The 17,944-nt window shown below is 48.4% G+C and carries 19 protein-coding genes; 9 read left to right on the forward strand and 10 right to left on the reverse strand.

Features of this window, described 5'->3' with window-relative positions; all coding sequences use genetic code 11:
• Nucleotide 1: 1 nt before the first annotated feature.
• The 5 genes from EJP77_RS03255 to leuC all read right to left on the reverse strand — a co-directional run bounded on the left by EJP77_RS03255 (nt 2) and on the right by leuC (nt 5,702).
• Nucleotides 2–1,513, reverse strand: a complete 1,512-nt coding sequence (locus EJP77_RS03255) for an N-acetylmuramoyl-L-alanine amidase family protein (protein WP_342772973.1) — start codon at nt 1,511–1,513, stop codon at nt 2–4.
• 199 nt (nt 1,514–1,712) lie between these two features.
• On the reverse strand, nt 1,713–2,492 hold the full coding sequence (locus EJP77_RS03260; protein WP_246021650.1) for an SMI1/KNR4 family protein: 780 nt from the start codon (nt 2,490–2,492) through the stop codon (nt 1,713–1,715).
• A 30-nt stretch (nt 2,493–2,522) separates the two neighbouring features.
• Nucleotides 2,523–3,413 (reverse strand): NUDIX hydrolase, encoded by an 891-nt coding sequence (locus EJP77_RS03265; protein WP_127197725.1) that lies wholly within the window; start codon nt 3,411–3,413, stop codon nt 2,523–2,525.
• Between the two features lie 229 nt (nt 3,414–3,642).
• On the reverse strand, nt 3,643–4,245 hold the full coding sequence (gene leuD, locus EJP77_RS03270) for a 3-isopropylmalate dehydratase small subunit (RefSeq protein ID WP_127197726.1): 603 nt from the start codon (nt 4,243–4,245) through the stop codon (nt 3,643–3,645).
• Nucleotides 4,246–4,277: 32 nt separating this feature from the next.
• Nucleotides 4,278–5,702: a 3-isopropylmalate dehydratase large subunit gene (gene leuC / locus EJP77_RS03275; RefSeq protein WP_127198292.1), complete on the reverse strand. Its 1,425-nt coding sequence runs from the start codon at nt 5,700–5,702 to the stop codon at nt 4,278–4,280.
• Between the two features lie 290 nt (nt 5,703–5,992).
• On the opposite strand from leuC, the gene EJP77_RS03280 reads away from it, so the two are divergent.
• A complete protein-coding gene (locus EJP77_RS03280; RefSeq protein WP_127197727.1) occupies nt 5,993–6,910 on the forward strand; it encodes a LysR family transcriptional regulator in 918 nt (305 codons plus the stop codon).
• Nucleotides 6,911–6,946: 36 nt separating this feature from the next.
• Here EJP77_RS03280 and EJP77_RS03285 read toward each other — a convergent pair whose 3' ends face one another.
• The gene (locus tag EJP77_RS03285; protein ID WP_127197728.1) at nt 6,947–7,768 is read right to left on the reverse strand and encodes a carbon-nitrogen family hydrolase; all 822 of its coding nucleotides are present in this window, start codon (nt 7,766–7,768) and stop codon (nt 6,947–6,949) included.
• A gap of 174 nt (nt 7,769–7,942) precedes the next feature.
• Between EJP77_RS03285 and EJP77_RS03290 the strand changes: the two genes are divergently transcribed.
• From EJP77_RS03290 to mtnB, 8 genes are all read left to right on the forward strand, one after another.
• A complete protein-coding gene (locus EJP77_RS03290) occupies nt 7,943–9,133 on the forward strand; it encodes a pyridoxal phosphate-dependent aminotransferase (protein ID WP_127197729.1) in 1,191 nt (396 codons plus the stop codon).
• Between the two features lie 120 nt (nt 9,134–9,253).
• The gene (locus EJP77_RS20970) at nt 9,254–9,376 is read left to right on the forward strand and encodes a hypothetical protein (protein WP_281278450.1); all 123 of its coding nucleotides are present in this window, start codon (nt 9,254–9,256) and stop codon (nt 9,374–9,376) included.
• Between the two features lie 101 nt (nt 9,377–9,477).
• The gene (gene proB, locus EJP77_RS03295) at nt 9,478–10,581 is read left to right on the forward strand and encodes a glutamate 5-kinase (RefSeq protein WP_127197730.1); all 1,104 of its coding nucleotides are present in this window, start codon (nt 9,478–9,480) and stop codon (nt 10,579–10,581) included.
• A gap of 19 nt (nt 10,582–10,600) precedes the next feature.
• Nucleotides 10,601–11,848 carry a glutamate-5-semialdehyde dehydrogenase gene (locus EJP77_RS03300; RefSeq protein ID WP_127197731.1) on the forward strand — a complete coding sequence of 416 codons (1,248 nt, stop codon included), beginning with the start codon at nt 10,601–10,603 and terminating at the stop codon, nt 11,846–11,848.
• Nucleotides 11,849–11,863: 15 nt separating this feature from the next.
• Nucleotides 11,864–12,742 carry a pyrroline-5-carboxylate reductase gene (gene proC, locus EJP77_RS03305; protein ID WP_127197732.1) on the forward strand — a complete coding sequence of 293 codons (879 nt, stop codon included), beginning with the start codon at nt 11,864–11,866 and terminating at the stop codon, nt 12,740–12,742.
• Nucleotides 12,739–13,950 carry a 2,3-diketo-5-methylthiopentyl-1-phosphate enolase gene (locus EJP77_RS03310; RefSeq protein ID WP_127197733.1) on the forward strand — a complete coding sequence of 404 codons (1,212 nt, stop codon included), beginning with the start codon at nt 12,739–12,741 and terminating at the stop codon, nt 13,948–13,950. Before proC ends, EJP77_RS03310 begins: the two co-directional genes overlap by 4 nt.
• On the forward strand, nt 13,947–14,624 hold the full coding sequence (locus EJP77_RS03315; protein ID WP_127197734.1) for a 2-hydroxy-3-keto-5-methylthiopentenyl-1-phosphate phosphatase: 678 nt from the start codon (nt 13,947–13,949) through the stop codon (nt 14,622–14,624). The genes EJP77_RS03310 and EJP77_RS03315 overlap by 4 nt, the downstream gene beginning before the upstream one ends.
• Complete coding sequence (gene mtnB / locus EJP77_RS03320; protein ID WP_127197735.1) at nt 14,621–15,265, forward strand: methylthioribulose 1-phosphate dehydratase; 645 nt, start codon at nt 14,621–14,623, stop codon at nt 15,263–15,265. Before EJP77_RS03315 ends, mtnB begins: the two co-directional genes overlap by 4 nt.
• Before the next feature lie 209 nt (nt 15,266–15,474).
• Here mtnB and EJP77_RS03325 read toward each other — a convergent pair whose 3' ends face one another.
• From EJP77_RS03325 to EJP77_RS03340, 4 genes are read right to left on the reverse strand one after another with little or no spacing between them, the layout of a single operon-like run.
• Nucleotides 15,475–15,819, reverse strand: coding sequence for a LiaF transmembrane domain-containing protein (locus EJP77_RS03325; RefSeq protein ID WP_127197736.1), 345 nt, complete (start codon nt 15,817–15,819; stop codon nt 15,475–15,477).
• On the reverse strand, nt 15,803–16,918 hold the full coding sequence (locus EJP77_RS03330; RefSeq protein WP_127197737.1) for a hypothetical protein: 1,116 nt from the start codon (nt 16,916–16,918) through the stop codon (nt 15,803–15,805). The genes EJP77_RS03325 and EJP77_RS03330 overlap by 17 nt, the downstream gene beginning before the upstream one ends.
• Nucleotides 16,919–16,935: 17 nt before the next feature.
• Nucleotides 16,936–17,394, reverse strand: coding sequence for an anti-sigma factor (locus tag EJP77_RS03335; RefSeq protein ID WP_127197738.1), 459 nt, complete (start codon nt 17,392–17,394; stop codon nt 16,936–16,938).
• A complete protein-coding gene (locus tag EJP77_RS03340; protein ID WP_246021652.1) occupies nt 17,391–17,876 on the reverse strand; it encodes an RNA polymerase sigma factor in 486 nt (161 codons plus the stop codon). The genes EJP77_RS03335 and EJP77_RS03340 overlap by 4 nt, the downstream gene beginning before the upstream one ends.
• Between the last annotated feature and the right edge of the window lie 68 nt (nt 17,877–17,944).

The following is a 17,944-nucleotide window of genomic DNA, read 5'->3' on the forward strand; positions in this document are numbered from 1 at the left end:
TCTACTGCAGGCCTAAATATTCCTTTATACCTGCTACAATACCCTCTGCAACACGCTCTTGAAACGCATCATCATACATCAGCGCTTCATCATTCTTATTACTTAGGTATCCGACTTCGAGTAGGACCGCTGGCATTTTGGTCTCCCGGGTCACTTGAAGGCTCTTCTGCCTAACTTTCCGGTCTGGAAGTCCTGTGGCTTCGACCAGATATTTATGCATCACATTAGCCAGCTCTATACTATCCGGCCTTGTGTAATAAGTCTCACTACCCGTAGCCGTAGCAACTGCGCTATTTCCATGTACAGAAACAAACAAGTCTGCATTAAGATCATTCGCGATCTTTACCCGGTCGCTGAGTGTAGGATAGGTATCATCACTCCGAGTAAGCACAAAATCAATGTCCGGCTCTTTCTTCAAAAGCTCCTGTACCTTGAGAACTACAGCAAGTGTAAAGGTCTTCTCATATTTCCCGGTTATGCTGATGGCTCCCGGATCCTTCTGCCCGCCATGCCCGGCATCTATAACGACCAACTTCTTGCCATTGCCTCCCGGAGAAGTAGCAGGCCCGGACGAATCTTGATTCAAATCAACGATTACGAGACCATCACCCGCGTTCAGCAGCTGATATCCCTTGCTATAATTCAGATCGAGCACCAGACGTACGGTTGAAGGGTTACTGCTGAACAATGAATATCTTACCTGCTTCACATCAGGAAAACCCGTAACTGGAAGCAGTCCTTGACCTGCACTATTGAGCGGCTGTCCGCTTAAGAAGGAATCCGAGAACTTCGTATTGGTTAAATCAACTACGATGCGATCAGGTCCCGTTAGCTTGGAGACCTTCGTGATCGTGGTTCCGTCAATAGCGACAATCAATCGATTATCGCTAAAGCTAATTCCGTTGATGGAAGCTAGTTGAGACTGCCCCCCGGTAGTTCCGCTTGCCCCATTTCCAGCGCTCCCACTTGAAGTTCCAGTGTCAGAGGAGCCTCCCGGAGCAGGAACAGGGGTGGAATTACCGCTTACATTTCCAGCTGTGGTACCACTATTTGAACCGGTATCACTCCCGCTTTCAGAATCTGGCGAGGTAAGAAACGCTGTCTTCAGCTTATTATCCCAAAGCACCTTTAAACCGGTCTGTTCGGATACAAAGCGAAGAGGGACGTAAGTAATATTTCCCTTAAGGAGAGGAGCCGCAGGCATGATAATCTTAGCTCCATTGACATGCGCGGTTTTCTTGTTCAACGTTAAATCCAGGGTATTACCGCCCTGCTCTATACTAATTTTCTTAGTCTTGCTATCCCAATTTACGTTGTACCCCAGTTCTTCCACAATGACTCGAAGGGGTACTAATACGCTGCCTGAGATCTCCTGAACCTGACTGTCCTTGGTTAGCTTAATCTCTCGTCCGTCCAGCTTAATGTGTGTAGCGCCTGATGCCGCTTGCCCCTGCCCGGGAAATGCGAGTAGGAAAAAAAATAGAAAGGCCAAAAATCCAAGTTTCTTCATCATTCACCCCTACCATCCTAATCAAAATTGTTTGTAAAAGACGATCAGGTGTATCCACCTGAGAACAACGGGAAACATGGACAAACAGGTCAACACTTTACGACATCTTTGACGTCAAGTTCTCTTAAATGTTGCTAATTAGTATCATTTTATCAGGAAAAAAATGCATTTAATAGAGTCACAAAAGAAACAGATTTGTAATCTATGGAATGCCCAAAAATTCGTTCACACTAATCCTATGCGATTCGTAGTCTGCTCCGATACTTCTCAATTGTTCCACGATTTTCGCTGCCTCCCGGTCAATTCCCTTATACACGGTCAGTGGCACTGCCTCCAAATGGGCTTTCGCTTCAGTATAATCGCAGGAGAACACTTTTTTGATAAACAATAATGTTTTTACTTTGTCGCTGCCCGGGCCGGTTAAGAACACCTTGTTATAAGAATACTGTTCGTCTTCATCCATATTCGAATCCTCATCTTCATAACTGCGTGGCAGCAGGACGCTATGCAGAAACTCGGTAAGATTGTCGTAAACAACAGAGAAATCCCACGTCCCGGCCCCATGCGGAGCCGTATAAATTACCGTATCCCCTCTGGAGAGATCGATACAATAAGGATCGCCTTCATCTGAAGCAATGACTAAATAACCTGCCGGCCATTCCGTGATGAGTTCTTCCTTAACAGGATTGTAGTTATAGCCAGATTGACCCCCAACCAAATCGTCAGCGCCGTAGATTTGTAGATTGATATATTCATCCGTGCTCCAAGAGACCGACCGCGGCACATAGTGTCTTAAAAAGTACAAGTATTCGTCAGGCAGCTGCCACTGGATGGAAATGCTTTGTATGACCTGCTCATCCGCTATAGTTAATAGCTGCGTAGGATATTTAGAATAGAAGTCGGGATTCTGTTCCCTGATTCGTTCCAATGCGGATTGCATTTTCTCCAGTACAATATCAATTTCTGAATAATCGTGACTCACTTTAAACGCCGCTCCCCTTAACTGGATTTGTCAAACTTCTTCCCAATTTCTCCGGTACAGGCGGGATGGCCGATGTCCCGCATTTTCAGTATATTGGTCCGTCTCTGCAACTAGATCCGCCACTTTTCGCCGAAAGGCGGCTTTCAGCAGCTCTTTATCCAAAATCACCTCGTAAACCTGCTGCAGTTCGGTCAGTGTAAACTCCTCCGGCAGCAAATTCATAGCAATCCCCGTGTAGTTCACCTTCCCGCGCAGACGCTCAATCGCATAAGCTATAATTTTGGCATGATCAAAAGCAAGTCCCTCATTAGACAAAATCGCGAAAGACATGCCTGTTGAAGCCGGACTCGTCGTTACTGTTCTTTCCACGATCGCCGTAAATTCTTCATCGCCCGAGCTAAGCTTGAGCTCGTACTCCAGCTTCTTGATATATACGCCGTCACTCGTCTCTTTGTTCTCCCTCAGAAGCCGGTAGGTTACTTTGAACCAGGCAGCGTCGGCAGCGTCGTCTCCAGCCTTCAATTGCACTTGGCTGCTGTTGATCAGGGCCATATAGCTGCAGCTCATCACCCAGGTACGGGGATCACGTCCAATATCGCTGAACGTATACAGCTGCTCCAAATAAACGTCCGCCACGCCTGTCTCCTCATACAGCTCCCTGGCCGCAGCCTGCTCCGTCGTCTCATCTGGCCGAACAAATCCTCCAGGGAGCGCCCATTTCCCTAGGAACGGGTGCCCTCCCCGGCGAATCAGCAGAATACGCAGCTCCTTATCCGGCAGCTTGCGGTAATTGTCCTCCTCCGCATTCGTTACCGTGAATATCACCATGTCCGCCGCCACCGACGGCTTCTCGTAATCCTCTGACTGATACTGCTCCATAAATTCGCGTTCCGTAAGTCCGTTGTCATCCAATGGGTACATCTGATTTACCCCCTTGTGAAATGCAATAAATGTATTTTTAGCCACCTCTAAATTGATAATAATATATTGTTACTATCAACAGCAACACGTAGACTTATCAACCAATCTTCGGAATACTTTGACTGCAGCGTTAAAAGACACAAAAAACACCCCCTAAAATACTTAAGCCTAACCCAAAAGGGTAAAGCCTAAGTATTCCACGGGGGTGCACTTCAAATATACTTCTTATTTAGGCGAACAGACGCGCTGCGTTCTTCTGTTCATAAGCTGTAATCTCGTCCTCATGCTTGAGCGTAAGTCCGATATCATCCAGTCCTTGAAGAAGGAACTGGCGGCGGTGCTCGTCGAGGTCAAAATTGATCACTAGACCGTAATCATCGGTAAGTGTTTTGTTCTCAAGATCGACATTCAGCTTATAACCATCATGAGCTGCTGTACGCTGGAACAAATCTTCTACCTGCTCCTCGGAAAGGACAATTGGCAGGATACCATTCTTAAAGCAGTTATTGTAGAAAATATCTGCAAAAGAAGGTGCAATCACACAGCGGAATCCATAGTCCATAATCGCCCAAGGCGCATGCTCACGGGAGGAGCCGCAGCCAAAGTTAACGCGGGAGATCAGCACGGAAGCTCCCTCATAGCGTGGTTTGTTCAATTCGAAATTAGGATTCACATTACCTTCTTCATCAAAACGCCACTCAAAGAATAGAAATTGACCGAATCCCGTGCGTTCAATACGCTTTAGAAATTGTTTAGGAATGATAGCATCTGTATCAACATTGACGCGGTCTACGGGACCGACGATGCCGTTTAATTTAGTGAAAGCTTGCATAGTTATTGTCTCCCCTCTACTTGCTATTTATCTTAGCTGACAACTTCAGTCTTGAAGTTCCAATCCCGAACATCTACAAAGCGTCCTTCAACTGCCGCTGCCGCAGCCATAGCCGGGGAGACCAGATGAGTACGTCCTCCGCGTCCTTGACGACCTTCAAAGTTACGGTTGGAAGTTGATGCACAGCGTTGTCCTGGCTGCAGAACGTCAGGGTTCATGGCAAGACACATACTGCATCCGGCTTCACGCCATTCAAATCCTGCCTCAGTAAAGATCTTGTCCAGACCTTCTTCTTCTGCCTGAATCTTAACTCGTCCTGAACCAGGCACGACAATAGCTGTTACTTTATCCGATACTTTATGACCTTTAGCTACAGCAGCAGCTGCGCGAAGATCTTCAATCCGTCCGTTCGTACATGAACCGATGAACACATAATCAATCTCAATCTCGGAGATTGGAGTACCTGGAGTAAGGCCCATATATTCGAGAGCTTTCTCAGCCGCTTTACGTTCGTTCTCCGACTCGAAATCAGCAGGATTCGGAACTGTCGCACTAATGTTGGTACCCATACCCGGGCTTGTTCCCCAGGTTACTTGTGGAATCAGGGAATCTACATCGAACTCAACAACACGGTCATATTGAGCGCCTTCATCAGATGTAAGCTCTTTCCAGCGGGCAACCGCTTCATCAAAAGCAGCCCCTTGAGGTACATACTGACGTCCACGCAGATATTCAAATGTTGTTTCGTCTGGAGCGATCAGACCTGCTCTAGCTCCACCTTCGATAGACATATTGCAGACCGTCATGCGCTCTTCCATAGACAGCTCACGAATAGCTTCGCCTGTGTACTCAATGACATAACCTGTTGCGAAGTCAGTACCATACTTGGCAATAACACCAAGAATAAGGTCCTTCGCTGTAACGCCAGGATTCCGTTTGCCGACAAAGCGCACTTCAAGTGTCTTCGCTTTGGCCTGCTGCAGGCACTGTGTAGCCATTACGTGTTCAACTTCACTTGTACCGATACCGAATGCCAGAGCACCGAATGCTCCGTGTGTGGAAGTATGGCTGTCACCGCACACGATAGTTTTACCCGGATGAGTAAGACCAAGCTCAGGACCCATAACGTGCACAACGCCCTGATCAATCGTGTCGAGGTCGAACAAAGTTACGCCGAAGTCACGGCAGTTCTGGGACAACGTATCGATCTGCTGTTTGGAGATTGGATCTGTAATGTTAAAGCGGTCTTTGGTAGGGACGTTATGGTCCATAGTAGCAAAAGTAAGCTCTGGTCTGCGTACCTTGCGTCCGCTTAGGCGAAGTCCTTCAAACGCTTGTGGAGACGTAACCTCATGAACAAGATGAAGGTCGATATATAGAATGCTTGGCTTGCCTTCTTCCTGATGAATAACATGATTATCCCAAATTTTCTCATACATAGTTTTCTTTTGACTCATCATAATCACCTCTAAATTTGCAGTAGTAGCGAACCTGGTGACGAAGTGGCACAATGTGCTAAGACCTGCCGCTTCGTTCGTTGAATCTACTATATCACTTGTCAGCTAATTGATCCAAGATATGATATCTATAATTGTGATAGGTTTAACCTATAGATCAACATTTAAGTAATATGAGATTGAAATACTATTTTAATATAAAAAGAAACAAGAAGCAGCAAGCATTATTACTCCTATGTGAGATATAATGTTCATAGGTATTACTTATAACTTACTGTCAGGAGGCTAACATGGAATTCAGACAGCTTCAATATACCCTTCAGATTGCTGAAGAACGTAACTTCTCCCGAGCTGCAGATAAGCTTCATATTGCTCAGCCTTCTCTAAGCCAACAGCTGTCCAAGCTGGAAAAGGAGCTTGGTGTACTGCTGTTTCAGAGAAACACGAGTACCGTAGAACTAACCCACGCAGGTGAAAGCTTTATCACTCATGCACGCAAAATTGTCGACGCCGTGGAACAGCTTCGGCAGGAAATGGATGATATTTCACAGCTCCGCAAAGGACGGGTTGTCGTTGGAAGCATGCCGATTACCGGATCGCACCTTCTGCCTTATGTACTGCCCGCTTTCAAGGAAGCATATCCAGAAATTCAAATTTCGTTATTGGAAGACACTTCACTTAATCTTGAAAAGCTGACGGCTGGAGGAGGGACGGACCTCAGTCTTCTCTCGCTTCCATTGGAAGAAGCCTCATTGACTTTCGAACCCATTGGCGAAGAACGCATTGATCTGGCCGTTCCGCCCAGTCATCCCCTAGCTGCTTTACCCACTTTGGACAGTGACGAGCAAATGAAGCTGCTTAAGGATGAACCCTTTATCGTACTCAAAAAGGGCCAGGGGCTTCGTACTTTGACGATTGATATGTGCCGGGCTGCGGGATTTGAACCGAACGTGGTATTTGAGAGCAATAATATTGAGACCATCCAGTCCCTCGTCGCCGCTGGAATGGGCATTACCTTTGTGCCCCGCTTCATCGCCAGGGCCAAACGAAGTGAAATGATCCCGGTCTATATTCCGATTGAGAATCCAGTGCCCAGCCGAACTCTAGTCATTGCTTACCGAAAGGGACGTTATCTTTCTAAGGCGGCAGAAGCTTTTATAGAAACATTCAAAGAGGTATTGGAACAAAGAATGACTCCCGAGCTATGAAGCCCGAGGAGTCATTTCATTGTTGTATCGATTCCATTAAATATAAAGGTCGGGACGGCGATCTTCGAATATAGGTATCCGCTTGCGGACTTCATCCACTATGGATAGATTGATTTCGCCAGTAACAATTTCTTCGGCTTCTCCACCCTCGGCAATAATATCTCCCCATGGATCAATGATCATGGAATGGCCGAAGAATGAGTCCTTACCACTTACCCCTACCCGGTTGCAGGCGATGACATACATTTGATTCTCGATGGCTCTTGCACTCAGCAAAGTCCGCCAGTGATGAAGCCTAGGATGCGGCCACTCTGCAGGAACGAACATCACTTTTGCGCCACTTAGAGCCAGTGATCTGGCAAGTTCAGGGAACCGGATATCATAACAGATAGAACTGCCGGCCGTAACTCCTTCGAGTTCAAAGGTCACTCTTTGTTCTCCGGCTGCCAGATGCTTCTCTTCTTCCATCAGCCTGAACAAATGAATCTTGGAATACTCGCTGACGAGTTCACCCTGACGGTCAAAGACATACATCGTATTCCTCACCTGTCCGTCGGTCTTCTGGGCAACCGAGCCCCCAACAATCTGAACACTGTGCTCCCTTGCAAAATCCGAAAGCCAGGCTTTACTCTCCATGCCCTGCAGATCTGCTATATCATCAATTACCGTCAACGCGTAGCCGGTATTCCACATTTCGGGAAGTACAATCACATCCGGTCTCGACTCAGCCTGAAGTGCCTGCTCCATCAGCTGCTTCAATCTGAATGCATTTACCTTGGGTTCGCCAAGGACAATATCGGACTGAATTAACGCAATATTCCACTTTTTCTGAATCAAATCGGGTTGTTCGGTGGACATAGGTCCCCACTCCCTTCTTAGCAATTAAGTATAATCATATCGCTTGTGCTGCTCTAAATGCAATCGTCACGCAATCTAATCCTTCTATACAGCTGGGTTAAATCGTGATAAATTATATGGAATAAAGTTGGAACAAGCAAGTTCATTTCTGTACCTGAACGGAGCGTGTCAAATATGAATAAACCTAAGCCTTCCCTTACTATAAATCCGGCGGACGTCATGAGCCGTCTTCCCAAACAGTTCTTCGCCACTCTAGTGCAGAACGTTAACCGTGAAATATCAGCAGGCCACGATGTCATTAATCTTGGACAGGGCAACCCGGACAGGCCAACCCCAGATCATATTGTCCAAGCAGCCAAGGAAGCGGTATCGAACCCTCTATATCATAAATACTCCCCCTTTACAGGACATTCTTTCCTGAAGGAGGCAGTCGCGCAGCGTTATCTTGAGGACTACGGAGTTACACTTGATCCTGAGAAAGAGGTTGCTATTCTGTTCGGCGGCAAAACAGGACTTGTCCAGATCAGCCAAATTCTGCTTAACCCCGGAGATTTGTGTCTGGTTCCAGACCCCGGATATCCGGATTACTGGTCAGGTGTAGCCCTAGCCGGGGCAGAAATGTCCTTTCTTCCCCTCCGCGAAGAGAACAATTTCCTGCCGGATTATGAGGCGGTAGCCGCTGAAGACAAGAGACGGGCAAAACTCATGTTCCTGAATTATCCTAACAATCCAACGTCAGCAACGGCTCCGCTTTCCTTTTACGAGGATACCGTGAACTTTGCGGCAGAGAACAATATCGTTGTTGCCAGCGACTTTGCCTACGGCGCGATCGGCTTCGATGGCCATCGTCCTGTCAGCTTTCTGGAAGCTCCGGGCGCCAAAGAAGTAGGTATTGAATATTACACCTTGTCCAAAACTTATAACATGGCTGGCTGGCGTGTCGCTTTTGCGCTTGGCAACGAGAGAATTATCTCGCTCATTAATCAGCTGCAGGACCATATCTATGTCAGCCTGTTCGGTGCGGTTCAGGAAGCAGCCAAGGTGGCTCTGACGTCCAGCCAGCAGAATGTGGCTGACCTCGTTGCAGTCTATGAGTCCAGACGGAATGCCTTGTTCGGCGCGCTGGATGAGATTGGCTGGAAGGCCCGTAAGCCTGGAGGTTCTTTCTTCGCGTGGCTTCCGGTGCCGCAAGGTTATGATTCTGCCGGCTTCTCACAGCTCCTGCTTGAACAGGCCAAGGTGGCCGTAGCCCCCGGAGTTGGCTTTGGGAAGCATGGCGAAGGATTCGTCCGGGTAGGACTGCTTAGCAGTGAGGACCGTCTGCGCGAAGCGGCTCATCGCATTGGAAGACTCTCGTTGTTCTAAACAGCTAGCTTATCCCTTTGCAAAGCCACTTTTCCCATGTTATTCTATCGATATATTATTGAAACGTGATGACGGGACCAGTACGAAGAAAAGCGGCGTATTCCAGAGAGTAAATTCCTAATGGCTGAGAGAATTTACCGTCCGCCCTTCAGAACCCTATCCCTGAACGGCTGGCTGAATCAAGCCGGACAGCTGCCCCTGTTAACAGGCTGTAAGTTGGATGAACGTCAGGTTCATCAATAAAGGTGGTACCGCGGAAGTCAGAACTTTCGTCCTTTGCGCTGCAAAGGCGGGAGTTTTTTTATTTATATGGACTGAACTAAATCATTGTAGGAGTGAATGTCATGCATCATCGTGTCGTTGTCAAAATAGGCAGCAGCTCGCTCACCTCACCTGAAGGAGGACTCAACCGGGAAGCGGTACAATTCTTCGCGGCCGAGCTCGCGGGGCTCCGGGAATCCGGTTATCAAGTGCTGCTTGTCACCTCCGGTGCTGTCGCGGCAGGATTTCGTGAAATCGGCTATGCCGAAAGACCGAAGCTGCTGCATGAGAAGCAGGCTGCTGCGGCCGTGGGTCAGGCTCTGCTGATGCAAACGTACCGTGCAGCCTTTCAACTGCATGGAATTCCTGCAGCCCAGGTGCTTCTAACACGTACGGACTTTCTCAACAGAAAGCGAATGGGCAATGCCAGCATGGCGGTAGAGGAACTGCTCAAGCAGGGGGTACTTCCTATCATCAACGAGAATGACACCGTCTCCATCGACGAGCTGAAATTTGGTGATAATGACACGCTCTCAGCACTTGTAGCTAACCTCCTAAAAGCGGACCACCTCGTAATTCTGACCGATACGGAAGGACTGTACACGAAAGACCCGCGGATTGACCCCGCGGCTACCCGAATCGAAAGAGTAAGTGAGTTCACCGATGAAATTTACGCTATTGCAGGAGGTTCCGGCTCCAAAGTCGGTACGGGAGGCATGCGTTCCAAGATTGATGCAGCCAAAATTGCGACACGCGGCGGGGTCCCCGTGTTTATTGGTAAAGGCGGCTTACCGGGCGAACTGCTTCGCGCTGTTGAGGGAAAAGGCCGCGGAACTTACTTCGAAACCAGCTTAAGTTCCCTGCCGATGAAGAAACAGTGGCTTGGCTTCCTCTCTACTCCTCTCGGTACACTCCTTGTGGATGAAGGTGCAGAGACGGCTATGATCTACGGCGGCCGTAGTCTCCTCCCTGTAGGTGTACGTGCGGTTGAAGGAGACTTTCATACGGGTGATGTCGTTGAAGTCGTCAACGAGAAGCGTGAAGTGTTGGGACGTGGAATTGTCAATTATGATGTAGTCCACCTCAAAGATGTGCTGGGACTGCCCAGCCAGGAAGTCATGAAGAAGATGGATGGGATACACCGTCTAGAAGTGATTCACCGGGATGAATGGATTTCGCTTAAATAATCTTAAGGAGGCAATAACGATGAGTGAAGTGAGAAACAAAGCAAAGCAGGCCGGTTCCGCGGCTCAGATCTTGGGTCAATTGACGACGGAGCAGAAGAACGAGGCCCTTCTCGCCATTGCAGAAGCTCTGATTACCGGGGCATCTGAAATCATTGAAGCCAATCAGGAAGACTTGCAGCGTGGCCGGGATAACGGAACGCCGGAATCCCTTCTCGACCGGCTTGCCCTCGACAACGGGCGTATATCCGGCATTGCCGAAGGACTCCGTCAGATCGTACAGCTTCCAGATCCGGTTGGCGATACTCTGGAAACGATTGACCGCCCTAACGGTCTGCATATTGTGAAGAAACGTGTTCCGCTTGGAGTCATCGGGATTATTTACGAAGCTCGGCCTAATGTTACTGTCGATGCCGTGGGCCTGTGCCTCAAGACAGGAAATGCCGTAGTGCTGCGCGGCGGCTCTGCTGCCCTCTCCTCGAACCGCAAAATCATTGAGCTGATTCACATCGCATTGTCCGGCACAGCGATCCCGCCAGATGCCGTGCAGCTCATCGAGGATGCCAACCGTTCTTCGGTGGATGAAATGCTCAAGCTGAACGGTCTTCTCGATGTTGTTATTCCACGTGGAGGCAGCTCATTGATTCAGAATGTTGTGCAGAATGCAACAGTTCCCGTAATTGAGACTGGAGCCGGTATCTGCCATACGTATCTCGACGCATCGGCTGAACCACAAATGGCCAAAGAAATTTCGCTCAATGCCAAAGCCCAGCGTCCATCCGTATGCAACGCCATGGAAACATTGCTTGTTCACGAGTCTTTCGCTGCTGCACACTTAAGTGAGCTCGCAGAAGTCTTCAAGGAAGCCAAGGTTGAGCTTCGCGGCTGCCCGTTAACCCTGCAGCTCGTACCATGGGCCAAAGAAGCAACTGAACAAGACTATGCCACAGAATATAACGATTACATTCTTAATATCAAAGTGGTGTCCCACCTTGATGAGGCCCTTGTACACATCTCCAAGTACGGCACCAAGCACTCCGAGTGTATCGTCACTGAAAATGAAGAGAACACGGTTCGCTTCCTGAACGAGGTGGATGCCGCTGCAGTTTATCATAACGCCTCTACCCGCTTCACTGATGGATTTGAATTTGGATTTGGCGCAGAAATCGGGATCAGTACCCAGAAGCTTCATGCTCGGGGACCCATGGGACTACCTGCACTAACTTCAACTAAATATCTCATTCAAGGCAGCGGTCAAATTCGTAAATAAAGGAGGAAACCTATCATGTCCGAACTATCCAATCACTTATCCGAGGCCAGTTCAGATCAGTATAACATCTGCTTTTATGGTGCCGGTTCGATGGCAGAGGCTATTGTACGAGGACTCATTAACAAGGAGGTTGCCAAGCCAGGGCAAATCTCCATGATCAACCGGAGCAGCCAGGAACGTCTTGATTTCCTGCACAGTACTTATGGGGTGCGCGTAGCCGCAAATGCTCAGGGTAAAGAGGAGCTTCTTCGAGAGTCCTCGATCCTGGTCCTTGCCATGAAACCAAAGGATGCCGGCGAAGCTCTGAAGGCACTCGGCCCTCTTCTCTCCGAAGACCAGCTCATTATCTCGGTCATTGCCGGACTTTCTATAAATACAATTCAAGCCCTGCTCGGCCGCAAGCAGCCCGTTGCACGGACCATGCCAAATACCTCTAGCTCCATTGGTCTTGGGGCAACAGGGATTGCTTTCTCACCTGAAGTATCTGAGGAACGTAGCCAGCAGGTACTTTCGATCTTTGAAGCAGTTGGTCTCGTAAGTGTGATCCCTGAAGAACAAATGGACATTCTTACCGGGATTTCTGGCAGCGGACCGGCTTACATTTATTACATGATGGAAGCCATGATCGCTGCAGGCATCGAAGGCGGATTAAGCCCCGAGCACGCACGTGAGCTCACGGTTCAGACTGTTCTGGGTGCTGCGAGCATGATGATCCAGACGGGTGACGATCCGGCACTTCTACGCAAAGCCATTACATCCCCTAATGGATCCACTCAGGCTGCTCTAGAAGTATTTGAAGCTGCCGGATTTACAGATACCGTCAAAGCTGCGGTTCGGCGCTGCGCAGAGCGTTCCCGTGAAATGGGGGCAGCTGTAGAGGAGGCTCTCTCATGAGCTTTTGCACGGCGACTTACCGCATCCATGATCCTAAAGCAGACTTCCGCCGCAAAGCTGAATCCATCGCGGTTGGCATGACCGTCGGCAGCTGGACAGAACTGCCTCAGCTTAAGCAGGAAAGCATGCGCAAACATCTTGGCCATGTCGTTAGCATCGAGGAACATGAAGAACCCGCTGCAGGGCGTTATGCTGATGTAACGATTGCCTATCCAGATCTCAATTTCACGAGAGATCTTCCTGCCCTGCTAATCACGGCCTTTGGCAAAATCTCCATGGACGGGCAGATCAAATTACTGGATCTCGGCTTCTCAGAAGATTTCCTGTCCGGCTTTCCCGGTCCCAAGTTCGGTATAGAGGGCATTCGCAGCCTTTTAAATGCTCCAGAGCGCCCTCTCCTTATGAGCATCTTCAAATCGGTCGTTGGCTATGACCTAGATGGACTGCAGGAACAATTTCTGGCACAAGCCTTGGGGGGCGTAGATCTGATCAAGGATGACGAGATTCTGTTCGAGAACCCGCTCACACCTATCGAGCGAAGAGTCGAAGTATGCCGTAAAGCTGCTGAAGAAGCAGAGCGGACGACAGGTAAAAAGCTGCTGTATGCCGTTAACTTGACCGGTCCGACTTCACAGCTTCGCAGTCAGGCGCTCAAAGCCATCAACGCAGGGGCGACTGCCCTGCTATTTAGTCCGCTGGCCTATGGGCTGGACGTTCTTCAAGAACTGAGCGGTGATCCGGATATCCAGATTCCCATCGCAGCTCACCCTTCCCTGGCAGGTGCTTTCTATCCATCACCTCAATATGGAATTGCTGCTTCCCTGCTGCTTGGAAAGCTGATGCGTACAGCTGGAGCAGACTTGGTTCTCTTCCCTTCCCCGTACGGCTCCGTCGTGATGCCAAGGGAAGAGAATCTGGCTATCCGTGCTGAGCTCACCCGGACAGACCTGCCGCAGAAGACCAGCTTCCCTGTTCCTTCGGCAGGTATTCATCCGGGCCTTGTCCCGCAGCTGCTGGCTGACTTCGGACATGATGTTGTTGTCAATGCCGGAGGCGGCATCCATGGTCACCCCGGCGGAGCTGCTGCCGGCGGGCAAGCGTTCCTTCAAGCAATTGACGCTAGTCTGAAAGGCATTTCTCTGGAAGAAGCGTCCAAGACCAATCCGGAACTTCAAGAAGCCCTGAATATGTGGGGAGGCCGAAAATGACCCACAATTTAGAACCTGTTGTGTTCTGTGATTTCGATGGAACCATCACGGTCAGCGACAATATTGTAGCGATTATGAGACATTTCAAGCCAGAGGGTTATGAACCGATCATGGAGCGAATTCTTGCAGGTGAGCTATCGATCCATGAAGGCGTTGGTGCCATGTTCGCGCTCATTTCTTCTGACAGACGCGAAGAGATTACTGAATTTGTACTCGGTCAAGCGGGCATACGCGAGGGCGTTGGTGAATTCCTGGACTATCTGAGAAGCAAGGAGATTCCCTTCTATGTCACAAGCGGAGGTATTGATTTTTTCGTAGAGCCTCTTCTTGCGCCGTTTGATATCCCTGCCGACCACATCTATTGCAACGGTTCTGATTTCTCAGGAGCCAAGATCAAGATTACTTGGCCGCACCTCTGTGACGAACACTGCAGTAATGACTGCGGCATGTGCAAGACTACCGTTATGCGTAAATTCCCTGCTGACCGCTATGAACGAATTCTAATTGGCGACAGCTTAACCGACTTTGAAGCTGCTAAGCTGGCCGATCGAATCTATTCCCGTTCCCATCTAACGGAGAAATGTATAGAGCTCGGAGTACCGCATACCCCTTTTGAGACATTTGTTGAGATTACCGAGGATTTCAAAAAGAGAGAGGGCGAATACAAACGATGAGTTTCACGAATATCCCCTTAGAAGAGAAGCTGGGAGCTCTGGAAGAGCTCCGTAAGGTGAAAGAACAGTTCGCAGCACGCGGGTGGTTCCCTGGGACAAGCGGCAATCTGTCCATCCGAGTTGGTGAATTCTCACCTGAATCTTTCCATTTCGCTGTAACTTCAAGCGGCAAAGACAAATCCGTGCATACTCCAGAGGATTTCTTGTTCGTGGACCAACAGGGCCGTCCCTGTGAAGTTACCAGCTTAAAGCCCAGTGCAGAGACTTTAATCCATGCCGAGATTTATCGTCTCACCGGATGCGGAGCCATCTTCCATGTGCATACCATTTATAACAATATTATAAGTGAAGGATACGGCGATAAAGGAGCTATCCCTGCTCAAGGGATCGAGCTCATTAAGGGACTGGGCATTTGGGAAGAGAATGCAAGAATTGAAATTCCCGTCGTTCCTAACTATGCGGAGATTCCTCGAATTGCCGAATTGATTCCAGCAGCTCTGAATCCTGATATCCCAGGAATTGTGCTTCGTAATCACGGCATCTATGCTTGGGGAGCCAATGCTTTTGAGGCGAAACGTCATTTGGAGTCCTTTGAATTTATTTTCGAGCACATCTACCGGAGTCTGGCTCTACGTAAATAGTTATCCCGTGAAGATATCCATATATTGGAATATCCACTTGACTGTGTTACAATCACAGTACAACCAAAGAAGAGGAGGCACCATGTGCCCCCTCTTCTTTAGTTCCTATTCTGAATTGAAAGGAACTGATCGGTATGGAATTCTTTTATCCGGATAGTCTGTTTATTGGAGGTCTTCTCGTTATGGTTATTCTGTATATTCTAGACGAATCAATGTCCAAGAAGAAATAAGTAAGCTTGTGAGGATACGGCTAGAACACTAATCAAGAAGATACTCATGACATCATATTGAATTCTCATATTCCGCCTGAAGATGGAGTGGGCCAGAATTTCGATTCCCAGCAAAATGAAATAGATCGGCCACCACGCCTTAGCTGCTGCCCAGCTTGAATATCCATACACGTGTGAGATAAGGATGACAATCCCCACAATGAGCAGAGATAGGCCCATCGTGAGTGTACCCACCCGCCATTTTGCAGCACTCGTTCTCTGAATTTCATAAGATCTGACATAGACAGGTTGCACTGAATTATAAGAGTTAGAATCGATCTTCATCAAAGTTCCTTCTCTCCACATGAACTCCTGATGGCTTCCGCTTAGTTCCAGTTAGCAGCTTCAAGCCTCCGCCAATCAATACTACGGATACAATAAAAGGCTTCAAATATTTATTGACCCTATATTCAATCCAGAGCCCAGGATAGTGAGAGGCCAGGTAAGGCACAATCAAATTCAGACTGATATAATAAAGCCCCAGAAGAAGAAGAACGGTTCCGAGCAGCCGCTTATGATTTCCAAGTCCCTCAACTAGAGGTTTGTCAGTCAAAGGCTCTCTCCCATATCTGCTGGTCAGCTGCAGTCCGTCAAAGAAGCTGAAGAACCAGATCAAAGGCAGCAGGAACAGGAATAAAGACAGACGGATCACATCAATGATATAGAACGTCCCCATGAACAGAATCATGAGCTGAATCCCTCGTCTTTGAAGTCCTAAGTACATCTGTCCAGCACCTGGAATCACTGACAGCAGAGTGGCTATTACTTTACTCCGTCGACCGTTCTCACGGCCTACCTCCCATTCGTCAAATAAAGTCCGGTCTGTTACTATCTCTCCTGATTGCTTACGATGAATGCACTGCACCGCGTCAAACATGCAGTAAAGCCAAATTACAGGCAGAACCCCCAGGAAGATCAGGAATGCTGAATCGTTCGTGATCCCTGACACAAAGACAAGCATGGTAATCGTGCCAAAGAAGGCCACGAGAAAAGATAGTCCTCTTTGCATCAGTCCCATGTAGAAATGACCCAATCCAGGTACAAAGGACAGCAGGATCGTAAAGAAGCGTTCTGCATCCTGCCGTCCGCTAAGCTCAGCAGAATGGGCATAACCTGTATGGTTTCCCTGGCCAGGATAGTCCCTTAGCAGCACAATGAACAGATCAAACATACTCACTCCCCACACGATAGCCGCACAGACAATTCCTAAGATAAACGGTTCACCACTATTGCTTAGAAGAGCTAAAGAGAACCCTCCTAATAAAAATCCGCAGAAAAACAGCATATAGAAGAAGCATCTAATCTTTTTTTCCCAATATAAATGTCCCAGTCCAGGCAAAAAGTTCATAAAAAAAGCAGTGACCCGATTTCGTACTACCGGCATTTCATTCATCCTTTCTCTTACTTGTGATTATTCCATGTATCCAGCCAGCTTGTTGCTTTGTTCATCCACTGCTCGCTGTAAGGCTTGCTGTCTTCCTTCACCATATCATCGGCGTTTATAGTTAGCTGATCGAAGAATCCCGAGGTAATTAGCAGCAGAGTAATCGACGCTGCAACCGTATAGTGCGTAATCGGATGTTTGATCCAAGACCACCTGGAATCCGCCTTAACCGGCTTAGGTGGAGCTGCTGAGGAATCTGTTAAAGGCAGGGCTTTCATCACTCGGTCTGTAAAATCATTTGTATTCGGCAGTTCCGGAAGCTCTTCATCCATACTTTCCAATACTTCCAGATATTCTATCAAGACTGCTTCATCTTCAATTAACATTTGTTCCAATTCTGCCTGCTTGTTCGTGCTTAGTTCACCGAGTATGTACTGTCTCCATATTTGCTGACGCTGCATGTCCGTTTCTCTCACGACCAATCCTCCCCCTTCCAATGCTCTCTCATCCAATGTCTGGCCCGGTAAAGTCTGGACTCCACTGTCTTCACTGCAATGCTCTGATCGGCGGCAATCTGCTCATAACTTTGTTCTTTCACATAAAATGCAGTGACAATCTCTCTATGAGAATCCGGAAGTTCATTGATCCGGCTGACCACTCTCTGAATACGTTCTTGTCTTAACACGCGATCCAGCGTCCCCTCATCGGAAGATGGAATATGCTTAAGTACCTCTTCACTCTCCCATTCTTCTTCCCTGCGCCTAACACGCCTTCGTTTGCAGTCAATGGCTTTGTTAATACAAATCCTTGTGATCCACGTCTTAAACCCTTGAGAACGATACTCGGGGAGAGACTTATAGACTTGGATGAACGTCTCCTGAGTGGTGTCCTCTGCTTCTTTCTGATCATGCAGAACCGAATATGCCATCCGGTAAAGGTACGGACCGTAGTCGCTCACCAGCTCTCTGAATGCGTCTTGGTTCCCCTGCAGGATCTGGCTGATCCGAAGCTCTTCTTCTATTGCTC

Origin of the sequence: Paenibacillus zeisoli (assembly GCF_003994465.1) — a bacterium.
GTDB lineage: Bacteria > Bacillota > Bacilli > Paenibacillales > Paenibacillaceae > Fontibacillus > Fontibacillus zeisoli.